At 58.7% G+C, this 13,523-nt stretch carries 8 protein-coding genes; 5 read left to right on the forward strand and 3 right to left on the reverse strand.

Features of this window, described 5'->3' with window-relative positions:
- Positions 1 to 98 precede the first annotated feature (98 nt).
- The 3 genes from rplU to obgE all read left to right on the forward strand — a co-directional run bounded on the left by rplU (position 99) and on the right by obgE (position 2,315).
- Positions 99 to 410: a 50S ribosomal protein L21 gene (gene rplU / locus H6A25_RS04980; RefSeq protein WP_118426654.1), complete on the forward strand. Its 312-nt coding sequence runs from the start codon at positions 99 to 101 to the stop codon at positions 408 to 410.
- 43 nt (positions 411 to 453) lie between these two features.
- Positions 454 to 714 (forward strand): 50S ribosomal protein L27, encoded by a 261-nt coding sequence (rpmA, locus tag H6A25_RS04985; protein ID WP_118426655.1) that lies wholly within the window; start codon positions 454 to 456, stop codon positions 712 to 714.
- A gap of 332 nt (positions 715 to 1,046) precedes the next feature.
- Entirely contained in the window at positions 1,047 to 2,315 is a 1,269-nt protein-coding gene (gene obgE / locus H6A25_RS04990; protein ID WP_204750890.1) for a GTPase ObgE, read from the forward strand.
- Positions 2,316 to 2,621: 306 nt separating this feature from the next.
- Here the strand turns inward: obgE and H6A25_RS04995 are convergent, their stop codons facing one another.
- The gene (locus tag H6A25_RS04995) at positions 2,622 to 2,996 is read right to left on the reverse strand and encodes a hypothetical protein (protein WP_204750891.1); all 375 of its coding nucleotides are present in this window, start codon (positions 2,994 to 2,996) and stop codon (positions 2,622 to 2,624) included.
- A gap of 185 nt (positions 2,997 to 3,181) precedes the next feature.
- On the opposite strand from H6A25_RS04995, the gene H6A25_RS05000 reads away from it, so the two are divergent.
- Positions 3,182 to 3,940, forward strand: coding sequence for an MBL fold metallo-hydrolase (locus H6A25_RS05000; protein WP_204750892.1), 759 nt, complete (start codon positions 3,182 to 3,184; stop codon positions 3,938 to 3,940).
- Between the two features lie 308 nt (positions 3,941 to 4,248).
- Here H6A25_RS05000 and H6A25_RS05005 read toward each other — a convergent pair whose 3' ends face one another.
- Positions 4,249 to 5,262 carry an ornithine cyclodeaminase family protein gene (locus H6A25_RS05005; RefSeq protein ID WP_204750893.1) on the reverse strand — a complete coding sequence of 338 codons (1,014 nt, stop codon included), beginning with the start codon at positions 5,260 to 5,262 and terminating at the stop codon, positions 4,249 to 4,251.
- A 294-nt stretch (positions 5,263 to 5,556) separates the two neighbouring features.
- On the opposite strand from H6A25_RS05005, the gene H6A25_RS05010 reads away from it, so the two are divergent.
- Positions 5,557 to 11,070, forward strand: coding sequence for an S-layer homology domain-containing protein (locus tag H6A25_RS05010; protein ID WP_204750894.1), 5,514 nt, complete (start codon positions 5,557 to 5,559; stop codon positions 11,068 to 11,070).
- 87 nt (positions 11,071 to 11,157) lie between these two features.
- On the opposite strand, the gene H6A25_RS05015 is transcribed toward H6A25_RS05010, so the two are convergent.
- A complete protein-coding gene (locus tag H6A25_RS05015) occupies positions 11,158 to 13,494 on the reverse strand; it encodes an S-layer homology domain-containing protein (RefSeq protein ID WP_204750895.1) in 2,337 nt (778 codons plus the stop codon).
- Positions 13,495 to 13,523 lie beyond the last annotated feature (29 nt).

Below are 13,523 nucleotides of genomic sequence, written 5' to 3' on the forward strand. Positions count from 1 at the left end.
GGGATGGTATACTGGCTTCGCCGCATCGACCGGGCTAGAAGTGGGTCTGTCCCCGCCCCGAGAGCGAGACTCTAACAAAGAAGAGAGGTGCAAACCGCATGTACGCTATCATCGTAGCCGGCGGGAAACAGTACAAGGTCGCAGAGGGCGACACCATCTACATCGAGAAACTGGAAGCCGCCGATGGCGAAACCGTGTCCTTTGACAATGTTCTGGCAGTGGAAAAGGACGGGGCTATGACCGTTGGCGCTCCTTATGTTGAGGGAGCCAAGGTCTCCGGCAAGGTCGTCAAGACCGGCAAGGGCAAGAAGATTATGGTCTTCAAGTTCAAGGCCAAGAAGAACTACCGTCGCCGCCAGGGCCATCGTCAGCCCTACACCAAGGTGACCATCGAAGCCATCCAGGCTTAAGTTCTTCCCTTTTTTCATCCTAAACCAATCGGAGGTGTAACTCATGGCTCATAAGAAAGGTGTCGGCTCCACAAAGAACGGCCGCGATTCCGAAAGCAAACGCCTGGGCGTCAAGCGCGCCGACGGTCAGTATGTGCTGGCTGGCAACATCCTGGTTCGCCAGCGGGGCACCAAGATCCATCCTGGTCTGAATGTGGGCATCGGCTCTGACGATACCCTGTTCGCCATGGCTGACGGCCGCGTCAGCTTTGAGCGTTTCGGCCGCGACCGCAAGAAGGTCTCGGTCATCAAGGTGGAACAGTAAGAACCCCAAGACCCGGGCCCCATGGCCCGGGCTCTCTCAAAAAAGCGGCTTATGCCGCTTTTTTGTATTTTTGCAAGGGCCTGCATGCACGCCTGTGGCGCACACTTGGCCCTTGAGAAGTGCAAAATCTGCGCACAGGTCGCGGCTTTTTGCAAATTGATGAAGGGTTGGATACACAAATTTTGGCCCACATCTGTTTTGCTTCTTTGACCCGGGCCTTTTGGCCCGGGTCTTTCTTATAACTCCGTATGGTTATAATAGTAAGGGCCTGAGCGGCGAACCGCCGCACCCGACCATAGCATGATGCAAAGCACAGAGAAGAGGATTACATTATGTTTGTTGATGTTGCACGGATCTTTATCAAGGCGGGAAAAGGGGGCGATGGCGCTGTCTCCTTTCACCGGGAAAAATACATCGCCGCCGGCGGGCCGGATGGCGGCGATGGCGGCAAGGGCGGCAGCGTTGTCTTTCAGGTGGATGACAACCTCTCCACCCTGCTGGACTTCCGCATGAAGCGGAAATATGTGGCCCAGAACGGCGCCAACGGCACCGGCAAGCGCAGCAGCGGCAAGGATGGCGAAAACATCCTCATCAAAGTGCCCCGGGGCACTCTGATCCGGGACGCGGAAACCGGAGCGCTTTTACAGGATATGTCCGGTGACGAGCCCTTTGTGGCAGCCAAAGGCGGCCGGGGCGGCTGGGGCAACTGCCATTTTGCCACTCCCACCCGTCAGGCTCCCCGCTTTGCCAAGCCCGGCCTGCCCGGTGAAGAGCGGATGGTCACTCTGGAGCTGAAACTCATCGCCGATGTGGGCCTGATCGGCTTCCCCAATGTGGGCAAAAGCACCCTGCTTTCGGTGATCTCCAAGGCCCGGCCCAAAATTGCCGATTACCACTTCACCACCCTCACCCCCAACCTGGGCGTGGTGTATGTGGGCGAAGGGGAATCCTTTGTAGCCGCCGACATCCCGGGCATCATCGAGGGCGCCGCCGAAGGCGCCGGCCTGGGCCACGATTTCCTCCGCCACATCGAGCGGTGCCGTCTGCTGCTCCACCTGGTGGATGTGTCCGGCTCGGAGGGCCGTGACCCGGTGGAGGACCTGGAGACCATCAACCGGGAACTGAAGGAATACAGCCCGGCCTTGGCTTCCCGTCCCCAGATCATCGCCGCCAACAAAACCGACATCGCCCCCGATGGGGAAAACGCCCGCCGTCTGCGGGAAAAGGCCCAGGAGCTGGGCTGTGCTTATTTTGAGATTTCGGCGGCGGCCCAGATGGGCGTGCGGGAGCTGGTCTATGCCCTGTGGCAGGAGCTGGAGAAGCTGCCTCCCATCGAGGTCTACGAGGCCGAAGTGATCCCGGAAAAGGAAGCCGATCCGGAAGAGGATATCATCATCCGCCGGGAGAACGACACCTTCTATGTCACCGGGCGGCACATCGAGCGGATCTTTGCTTCGGTGAACCTGTCGGATTACGAATCCCGGATGTATTTCGAGCGGGCCTTGCGGAAAGCCGGTCTGTTTGAAAAGCTGGAGGAAAAGGGCGTCAAGGAGCACGACACCGTCAATGTGTGCGGCTTCGAGTTTGAATATATCCACTGACGAGCCAGAGCCTTCGCTGCGGCGAAGGCTTGCAAAAGAAATAAGCCCGATTGGAACGATGTTCCAATCGGGCTTATTTCTTTTGTTCCTGGCGGCGTGTTATTTCGGCCAAAGGCCGAAATAACGAGGATATAAGAAGCGGGCGCCGCCGCTGGCTCTCGGGGAAAAACTAAGTTTTTCCCCGACCTTTTTCGCGCCCCAGGCGGGGCCCTTATCAAACCTCTGTGCCTCAGAAAAGCCTATGTAAATCAAATTCCCCCAGCACGGAGCGGAAATATAATCTGACTACCTAGGCTTCCACACATACTACGACTGCAGCTCCACTTGCTGGCCATTGTCCAGCAGGATCAATGTCTCCGGCTGGCCCTCCAGACGATAGAGCAAGGGCTCCCCGGCGCCATCGGCCGAATGGAAATTCACCGTCAGCGTGCCGGTTTTTTCATCGTAATCGGCCTGCACCCCGGAATATTCCCGTTTTTCCCCATAAAAGAGCAGATAGGAAACCCCGTCCTTTTCCACCTTCCATACCCCGCTTCCGGTTTTGCCCTGGGTAAATTCCTGGGCCGAGACCTGGGTCTCCTGGACCAGAGCCGGGGTCACTTTCTGTGTTTCTTCCTTCTGGCAGGCGCTGATTAGCAGCATCCCCGCCAGCATCATGCATTGAAGCCAGGCTTTTTTCATAAAAAAAACCTCCTTTTCCGCTAGGGTTCTCTAAGGGCCTTCCAAATCCGTGATATGATAATGCTTTATCATGATTATATCACATTCCCCAAAAGGATGGGTGAATTTTGTGCAAAAATCCCACCGGCTTTTGGAAAAGATCGTGTGGTATACTCCTGTTATCCAATCACAAAGGAGGGTATTCTATGGATTGGCTGACCATACAGCAGCTGGAGAAAGACACCTGGGTTCTAAGCGAACCCCGGCACTGGGAGGAAACCCACGCCTATCTGCTGGCCGGAACGGAGCAGGCCCTGCTCATCGACACCGGCCTGGGGGTGTGTGATCTGTTTTCCGCTGTCCGGTCTCTCACCTCCCTGCCTGTCACGGTGGCTCTGACCCATGCCCATTGGGATCACATCGGCGGCTGCAACGCTTTTTCTCCCCCCTGCGTCCACCCTCTGGAAGGGCCTTGGCTGGAAAAGTTCCCCCTGTCCCGGGAGGCCGTACTGCAAAATCTGATCCAGGGCGCTCCCCCCTTCCCTGCCGGCTTTCACCTGGAAACTTACCAGATCTATCAGGGAGGAGCCGGAAAGCTTGTGGAAGATGGAGATATCTTCCAGCTTGGCAACCGGCAGGTATTCTGTCTCCACACTCCCGGCCACTCCCCCGGGCATCTGTGTTTCTGGGAACCGGAGCGGGGCACTCTATATTCCGGAGACCTGGCCTATGAAGGAAAGCTGGATTGTTTTTATCCCACCACCGATCCCTATGCCTTCGCCGCATCGGTGCATCGGGTGGCCACCTTGCCGGTGACCGCACTCCGCCCCGGCCATCATTCCCTGGAAGTGAAACCTTGTCTTCTCCGTCAGATCGATGAAGCATTCCAGCACCTGAAAGCCCGGAACGCCCTGGAACAAAAGGCCGTCCATTCTTTCCATTCCTTTTCCATCCACACATGCTAGCACTCCCGCAGGATACTGCCTGCATAGCAAAAAGATCTCCGGAAACCGAAAGGTTTCCGGAGATCTCTTTTTTGTTCAAAATTCAAATCAGACCCACAAGGGGTTCCGTCTGTCGAAAAACCCTTGTTGCGTGAGAGGCCCTTTGGCCCTACCCCTCATCAATCCGCAAAAAACGGCGACCTGTGCGGCGTTTTTTGCACCTCTCAAGGGGCCAGTGTGGCCGATTGGCCGCTTTCAGCGGCCAATCGGCTGCATGCAGACCCTTGCATAAACTCGAAAAAGTGGCTTTCGCCACTTTTTCGACACACTCAGACCCACAGAGGGTTATCCCACAGGTTCAGCTTCTGGCCGATGCCCATTTTTTTGGCGTTCTCATAGAGTTTGGCGGCGATGGCAATGTCCACGCTGCCCACACCGGCGCTGCCGCAATAGACAAACTGATCCTCGTTCTGGCGCACCTGAACGCCATTAACCATTTCCGGCAGCTCCACAATGTCCTCTTTTTTCAGCTTTCCGGCCTCATACAGCTCGTGCACCAGAATGCCCACCAGATGGGACATCTGGCTCCAGTTGTCCAGCACCACCCGGTCGGCGGTGAGCAGAATATCCTCTTCGCAGCTCTGGCCCTCCATCTGGATGACGGTCATATTGGGCTTCAGCCATTCCTTTTTGATAAAGGGCTTGCGGGAGGTAGTTTCGGTGACCAGCAGCTGGGCGTCCTTCACTGCTTCCTTTACATCGGTATAGGGAATGACCTTGATCTTGCCTTCAAACTCCTTGGCCAGGCCTTCGGCTTTCTCTTTTACCAGATCCACCATGTGGATCTCTTCCAATGTGGGCACAGCCTCCATCATGGCCATGATCATGGTGCGGCCAATGACGCCGGCGCCCACCAGGCAGGCCACCTTGGTTCCCTTCAGGGCGTTGTATTTGGCCATGACGCCGGCGGTGGCAGAGGTACGCATGGCGGTGGTGATGGTGCCGTCCAGAATGGCCTTGGGGAAGACCGTCTTGGGGTCGGACAGAATGACGATATCGATGCCATAGGGCACCCCTTCCAACTGGGCGTTGGCCTTGGATTCGGCAGCCCACTTGAATCCGGCGGTATCCACATCGCCGCCGATGTAGGCGGGCATGGACATACAGTAAGAATCCCAGTTTTCATTGCTGGGCATACCCATAAAGACCTTGGTGGGATTGATGATCTGGTTCTGGCCGATCATTTTGAAGGTTTTTTCGGTTTCGGCCAGCACCATCTTCATATCCAGCAGCCCGGCCTTGATCACATCTTCCTGCTTGAGAAAAAGAATTTCCGGTTTCATTTTATCGCATCCTCCTTGTGGGATTTGTTTCTTTATGCTAAGAATAGCATAATTATTCACACCTGTCAACCCCTTCCCCCGTTTCTTTCCATCTTTTGTTCCGGCCCTTCCCCAGGGGAAAAGGCCAGCAAAAACCCCATCTTCCTTTTCTGTTCACAGTAAAATGCTGTAATTCATTCTTTACTTTACAAAAAGTTTTCTTTATGGCATGATATAGTCAATAATCGGAAGTATCCGGAAAAATCTGCATATTCCGATCTTCCCCATACCCGCAGAAAAAAGGAGGAAAGGCCTATGAGAAAACGATTGACAGCCTTGCTGCTCATCGTTTCCCTGCTCACTTCCCTGCTGCCTGCCACTGTTTTTGCAGCAGAGGAAGGCGGGACCACCGTCGTCATCGACGGCGACCATGTGGTAAAGGACGACCATGCCGTCCAGGCCATGCCGGAGGGCGTGAGCTACGACGAACAAACAAAGACCCTCACACTGAACAATGCTTCTCTGGGAATGATGCATATTTTCAGAGGCTCCCTGACCGTCATTCTCCAGGGAGATTCCACCATTCACAACGACGGACAATATCTGGAGCCGGACGGAGAGGCGGCCCCCGCCTTTTCCACCGGTGAAACGGCTCAGGACACCAGCGTCACCATCACCGGGCCGGGCAGCCTGACGGTGGATACCAGCGGCAGCGGCGCCCGGCGCACCTTTGTGGCAGACTATACCGATCTGACCATCACCAATGATGCAAGCGTCACCGTAAGCTCCAGCGATGCCTCCGGCGGCGTGATGGAGATCGTGGCCAGCCGTCTGATCCTGGACGATTCGGCCAGTCTGACAGGACGGGAGCTTTTTGTCTCGGAATACGGCTCCTTCCTCATGGACGGCGGAAAGCTGGCAATGCACGGCGCGGATTTTGCCCTTCACCTGCGGGAGGGGGGCCAGGCCACCATTCTGGACGGTACTGCTTCCCTGAAAGGCGGAGCGGATACCAATGTGCCGGTGCGGTGTGAAACCGATGGCGTGCTGGCCCTGCTGGGCGGCACCATCCATCTGGAACAACAGAATGCCAATGTTCTGATGACCACCGACAGCCAATCCTCCGTGGTTGTGGGAGCCGGCATGTCTGCTGTGAACAACAGTACCGGCGCCATGATCCCCATTGACGAAGATTTCCTCCGGCAGATTCCCGGCAGTTCGGTGACCATCTCCGGGGAACGGTCCCTGGGGGTGTATGACTGCCAGCTGTCCATTCCCAGCGGCCTCATTACCCAGGGCGCCCGGTTCCATGTCCGGGCCGTGGTCAGCCTGGGAGCGGAAGAAGGAACGGTTTCCTTCCCCCTGCCCGACGGCGTCTCCTATGTGCCGGACAGCCTGACGGTGGACAGCCAGCCAGTGGAGCCTGTAAGCTCCAAACCGCTGACGGTGCCCCTCGAAGGCTACGGCGTCATCCGTTTCAGCGCCATGTCCAGCCGGACCGGAGAGATGACACTGACGGCCGACACCACAGCAGAGGGAAAAAGTCACCAGGAAACCCTGGATTTCACTGTGGAAGGTTTCCGTCTCTCCCTGCCCAGCGAAACATCCCGGCTGGAAATCCCGGTTTCCGGCTCGGCTGTTCCCGGCAGCACCATTGCCTTTTATGAGGACAGCACCCTTCTGGGCCGGGTCTCATCCAACAGCCTGGGCACCTGGAAGGGCACAGTCACCCTGCCCGATGTTCCCGGGGAGCACATGGTATATGCCCAGGTAACGCCCCCTGGCGGCGACAGCTTCCGCACAGAGGCCCAGAGCGTATACTATGACCCGGCGGCCGACGCCGTCAAGACCCTGACGGTTGTCAACGAAGTTCACGGCCGGACCGATGCCGACCCGCCGGTGGAAGAAACCCTGGTCATCGACTTTCTCACCGGCGAGGACAGCGCTTCCTATTACACCTTTTGGCCGGATTACCCCACCTTCCGCTTCCAGGTGGATTTTGAAAAGGACGCCTCGGCCCAGGGCAGCGTCACCGTGGTGACCACCGACCGCATGGGAGAAGAGACCCGTGTGCCCCTGCGCTACCAGGCGGCCAAGGACGCCTGGGTGGGAAGCGCCGATTTTACCGAAGACACCGTTCCCTACCGGTTCCGGGTGGAATACACTCCCCGGGGACAGGAAGATGTGGAGTCCTCCGGCTCCTACACCTATGACGAGGAAGGCCGGGTGGCATCCATTTCTCTGGACGGCAAGACCCTGTCCCTGGCCTACAACGGCCAGGACCAGGTGGCGGAGTTCACCTACGGCGGTGAGACCGCCCGGTACACCTACGACCAAAGCGGCAACCTGACCGCCATAGAAGCGGAAGGGTATACTTTCCAGGTGGACGAGGTGTCCAACAGCGTTACCTTCGAGGACGGTACCGGCGGCACTGTTAAAGTGGAGTACGGTGACCAGGGCCAGATCCTGGCCATCACCAACTCCGACGGAACCTCCTCGGCCCGTTACACCTACGAAGGGGATGCTGTTATCATAAAGGAAGATGACGGCACCACTACCCGGATGGAGCCCATCTCTGACGAAGACGCAGCCTACGGGGCCACCGTCACCGCCCCGGAAGGCACCTCCAGCCGGTATACCTTTAACCAGCTGGGATTGCTGCTCTCTGTGACCGACGAGGCAGGTCTCACCGTCTATTATGACCGTGACGATGCGGGCCATGTCTCCGCCATCCGGTATCCCGACGGCAGCCGGGAGTCCTTCACTTACGATTCCCAGGGACAGATCGTGACCCATACCGACCGAGCCGGAACCACGATGTCCTACACCTACGACCAGAGTGGCAATCTGACCGCTGTGAAGTACGGCAATGGCGAAACCGTCACCCAGACCTTTGACAGCCGCGGAAACCTGCTGTCGATCACGGAAAACGGCCAGAAAACCACCATGACCTATGACGGCAGCGACAACCTGACTGCCATCCACTCCCCTGACGGCAGCGTGGTCTCCTACACCTATGACGCCCAGGGCCGCAGAACCTCCGTATCCGACGGCGTCTATACCACCGGCTACCAGTATGACAGCCAGGGACGGGTGGCCGCCGTCACCGACGGCAGCAGTCCCCTGGTGACCTACACCTACGACAGCGACGGGCGCCTGTCCCGCCAACAAAACGCCAACGGCACCTATACCCAGTACAGCTATTCCGGTGACCAGCTGGCTTCCATCGTCCATTATGACGCAGCCGGGGCCGTCCTTTCCTCCTATGCCTATACCTACGACAGCCAGGGCCATGTGACCTCCCTGAAAGAGCCGGCGGGCACCTGGCGCTACACCTACGACGCAGCCGGGCAGCTCACCCAGGCTACGGCCCCCGATGGCACCGTCACCACCTATACCTACGACGCAGCCGGAAACCGGACGGCCAAAACAACCGACGGCAAAACCACAAACTATACAGCAAACAGCCTGAACCAGTACACGGCCTATGGCGAGGTGCGGCGCACCTACGACCAGAATGGCAATGTGCTCACCGAGCAGAAGGGGGGACAGACCGCCCGCTACACCTGGAACGCCCAGGGCCAGCTGACGGGCTACACCGACTTTGACGGCACGGTCTATCAGTACGGCTACGATGCCTTTGGCCTGCGCAGCCGGGTGACGGTGAACGGCGAGACCACCCGCTATGTGAACGATCCTCTGGGCGACGGCTACGCCCTGGCCGCCTACGGCAGCTTCGGCGAACAGCACTACGCCCTGGCCGGCATGCTGACCGCCGCCAGAACCGGGGACGAAATGTACTTTTATCACTCCAACCTGCTGGGCTCTGTCACGGAGATCACCGACGGCAGTGGCGCCATTGCCAGCCGCTATGCCTACGACCAGGAAGGCAATGTGCTCTCTGCCAGCGGGACGGTGTTCAATCCCTACACCTATGCAGGAATCTATGGGATCGCAGACGACGGCAACGGCCTGCGCTATCACCGGGCCCGCTATGTCTCCGCCGCCTCCGGTAGCTTCCTCAGCCCGGACCCGGCCTACCAGTCCTATGATCTCAACCTGTACCGCTTCGTGTACAACAACCCCGTGTCCATGATCGATCTCTCCGGCGCCTTCGGCGGAGAGATTGGCGATGTATTCAGCCATGAGTCCGAAGTCAAAGGTATGACGACACAGGATTATGTGGACTCGTTCAAAAAAGAGCACCAGGCAGGGCAAAGACTCCGGAAGCTCAACGAAATGTTCGGTCCGCCCAAGGAAGCAGAACCGGCCCCGAAGCCCAATCCATCGGTTCAGAACAAGGGTACGCCCAACATACAGGGAAAAATCCAGCCCAGACCCACTCCCGCCAACCGCTTTCTCCTGGGCGGCAACCCCATGGGAAAAATGAATCTCTACGGCATCGCCCTGCCGGTGCTGATAGGCGTCCTGCAAGGCATGGTGGATCCGGATTCCCATCTGGGGCATATGCTCAATGACCCCGTTCTCACCCTGGGCCTGTCACTGGTGCCCTTTGTGGCAACCAACGGATATGCAGTGGCCGGCGTGCTGCTGGGTACGGGCCTTCTGGTCATCGGCCGGGAGTTCCTGCCCATCCTTCTGGAAAAACTAATTCCGCCCAAAGACCCTGCCATGGCTTCCACGCCCGACCGGGACAAAACGGTGATCCGGGACCCCTCCGGCTATATGTATGAAGGGATCGAAAGCAACCGTCTGTCCGGGGTGACAACCACTCTCTATTACAGCGCCGGAAGTGCCAAGCCCACAGGCAACGCTTCGGAAAGCCAGCGCTGGAATGCCGCAGACTTCGGCCAGCAGAATCCCCTGACCACCGACGCCCAGGGCCAGTACCTGTGGATGGTTCCCGACGGCTGGTGGCAGGTAAAGTACGAAAAAGAAGGCTATGACACCGTGTACAGCCAATGGCTGCCGGTGCCTCCGGTGCAGACCGAGGTCAATGTGGGCCTCACCTCCCGGGCGGCGGCTCAGCTGACCCTTTCGGGTAAAGCCGGAGATTCTTCTGTGATGCTGCGCTTTGACAAGCCGGTGCGCATTTCTTCGGTGAATGCCCAGACGGTGCAGATCCAGCAGGGCGGCTCGGTCCTCAGCGGCACGCTGACGCCGGTGGATCCAGGCGCCGCCACCGATGGACAGCTGTGTGCCACCACCTTCTCCCTGAAGCTGCCCCATGGACAGAGCGTAAAGAGCAGCGCCCTTTCGGTCCGTTACAAGGATGTCATCACCTACGCCGGAACGGCCAGCTCGGGCAGCGCCCAGGCGGAGATCACAGAGTCGGTGCCCTTCACCGATGTGGGCACATCGGACTATTATTACGATAGTGTCCTCTGGGCAGTGAACCATACGCCCCAGATCACCGCAGGCACCGGCGGCACATTCTTCTCGCCAAATAGCAGCTGCACCCGGGCCCAGGCCGTCACCTTCCTGTGGCGGGCCATGGGACAGCCGGAGCCTTCGGGCAAAACCAATCCCTTCACCGATGTGAACGAAGGAGACTATTACTACAAAGCGGTGCTCTGGGCTGTGGAAAAGGGCATCACCGCAGGCACCAGCGCCAACACCTTCTCCCCCGGCCTGCCCTGCACCCGGGCCCAGATCGTCACCTTCCTCCACCGGATGGAGAAAGAACAGGCGCCCAGCAGCACTCATAATCCCTTCCGGGATGTGACTTCCCAGGCCTATTACTATGATGCCGTCCTCTGGGCGGTGGAATGGGGCATTACCACCGGCACCAGTGCCGATGCCTTCTCCCCCGATTTGTCCTGTACCCGGGCCCAGATCGTCACCTTCCTGTATCGGGACATGGCCTGAACAACATGGTGATAAAAAAGATCCCGGCCGGTGCGGCAATGCCGCACCGGCCGGGATTTTACTTTGCAGGAAGCATATCTGCCGTCCTTATTTTACAATGATGATGCGCACACGGCCGCCCTGGAGGGGGTTTGTGTCGCAATACAGATCAAACTGTTTGAAATTCATCCGCGCTTCCGGAAGGGTGAGGAAACGGTCCAGCTTGGGTGCATAGATCTGCACATTCTCACTGATGGGCACATACACATCCCCCATGCGCACACCCAGCCGGCTGTCAAACTTGTCCTCACTTACCGTGGCCGCCTTTTGCAGCCGTTTTCCCGGCATGGAGAAGGCCACCGTCAGCCGTCCTTCCCCGTCCTCTGCCGCCGGCGTCAGCGCCACAGCCACAGCGCCGGGAACCGGTGTGCTGCCCATGTCTCCGCCGGAATAGAAGGAAGTGATCTCCCTCGTTCCATCCTTGGTGCGCAGACGGAGGGTATACACCGTACGGGTCAGATCGGAAGAGCCGGTGCCCGGGATGGGCTTGCCCTGCTCGTCATAATCCGGGCCTTCGCCGGGAATGATGACCTTTTCGCTCTTATACTGGCTCACAAGGCCATAGAGGAAGCCGTCGCCGGTCACATTGTCCAGCACCAGCAGATCAATACATCCCGCAGCATTCTCCCGGGCGTGGATCACCCGGTTTTTGGGCAGGGTCTCGGGCAGACTCTCCCAGGTGATGGGCCGCAAAGGCATCCCGGGAGCGGGCTGCTCATAAATGGCCGCATTTCTGGCCATTTTCCGCTCTCCCAGGGTTCCCTGACTCTTGCGCAGTTCCCCGGCCAGGGCCGTTTTGTAGTCCAGATGCCGCAGCACCAGCTGGCCCCGGCTGTTCTGGGTCACCTGCACCAGCCGCCCCTCTTCCCGGAAGAGAGAAGAGACAATCTCCTGGTTGGCAATGATCTGGGGGTAACCGTCAAAGGTAGCGCTGCCCTCCCAGGTTTCCCCGCTGGGCAGCCGAAGTGTGGCTTTGCCCTCCTTGCTCAGGCTGTGCAGCAGGGCCACGGTGTTGGGAGCCGCCGCTCCCTGGGGGAAGGCCCCGGCCACCTGACCCCGGGTGTCGAAGCAAAGGAGCACCAGCTGCCCCACCTGCACCTGTTCAAAAAACCCGGCGGCATTTTGGGGCACGGTGTATTCCTTGCCCCCCGCCCGGATGCGCTCCGGTGCGGAATAAATGGGCCCGGCTTCCTCCAGCAGCAAAAGTCGCTTATCCCGGCTCACCAGGTATCCTCCCTCTTCCGGGGCATAGGTGAGCACATCGTATTTTTCCAGCTTGTCAAAGGCCATGGCATGGCCGCCCAGCAGCAGCTTTGCATTCTGGGGCAGCGCCCGGTGGGAAGCTCCATAGACGAAGGTGTCATTTTCCGTTTCCTGGGTCATTTCATAGATCAGCTGCAAGTCTCCCCGGCTGTCAAAATAAAGCCGCACCCGGGCTCCCTCCCGCAGATCCAGAAATCCCTGCTGGTATTCGGCCATCTGCCCCAGGGAAAAAATCTTCACTTCCTTGCCCACAGGCAGGGAGCCGGATGGGATCTCCAGCTTGTTCAGGCCTGCCTTTTTGATCCTTTCCTCCCGGAAAGACAGGGCGGCAGGCAAAAAGCCCTTCACCTTACCCGGCTGGTTTTTGTCCCCCACCGGCGTGCCCATGGTCCCCAGCAGATTTTCCGGCAGAGGCGCAGACAGGCGCTGGGCTTCTCCGGAGAGAGAAAACAGGCTCTCCTTCCCTTCCTTGTCCCGGGCATAGAGCATCTGCCCCTCTCCCGGCGCAAAGCCCTGGCTCAGGAAGCTGCCCCCCTCTTTGGTGGGCAGGGTCAGAAGATTATAGAGCAGGATGGCCGCCTGGCCCCGGGGGATGGGGCCGTTGGGGCTCAGGCCGGAAAGAGCGCGGCACAGCCCCACCTGTTCCCCTTTGGCCAGGGCGTCCCGGGGCCAGAATGCCCCCAGATCTTCCCCGGTATACCCCAGAAGCCGCAGCAGAATGGTCACTGCCTGGCCATAGGTGATGGGCTCTTCCGGGCCGAACCGTCCATCGGGATAGCCCTGGATGATCTTGTATTTTTTTACTGCCCCGTACACATAGGGGGCATACCAGCTGCCGGCAGGCACATCGGGGTAAATGGTGTAGCCCTGATAGGCCGCTTCCCCCTCAAATCCCGCTGCCAGCACCGCCATTTTGCAGAACTGGGCCCGGGTCAGGCTGCTTCCCGGCTGAAAAGCGGGGCTGTCTGCCAGAATCCCCAAAGACCGCAGGCTTTCGGCAGCCAGGCTCTGGGAAACCTGGGGAATATCGGAAAAGGCCCGTGACCGGGAAGGCAGCGCCCCCGGCCAAAAGAGGCAAAGGGCCGCAAGCCCTGCCAAAAATCGGGTGTATCGTTTTTTCATAAGGAATTTCTCCCGCCGTGCGCCCCGGC

Origin of the sequence: Intestinimonas butyriciproducens (genome assembly GCF_016901775.1) — a bacterium.
Taxonomy (GTDB): Bacteria; Bacillota; Clostridia; order Oscillospirales; family Butyricicoccaceae; genus Pseudobutyricicoccus.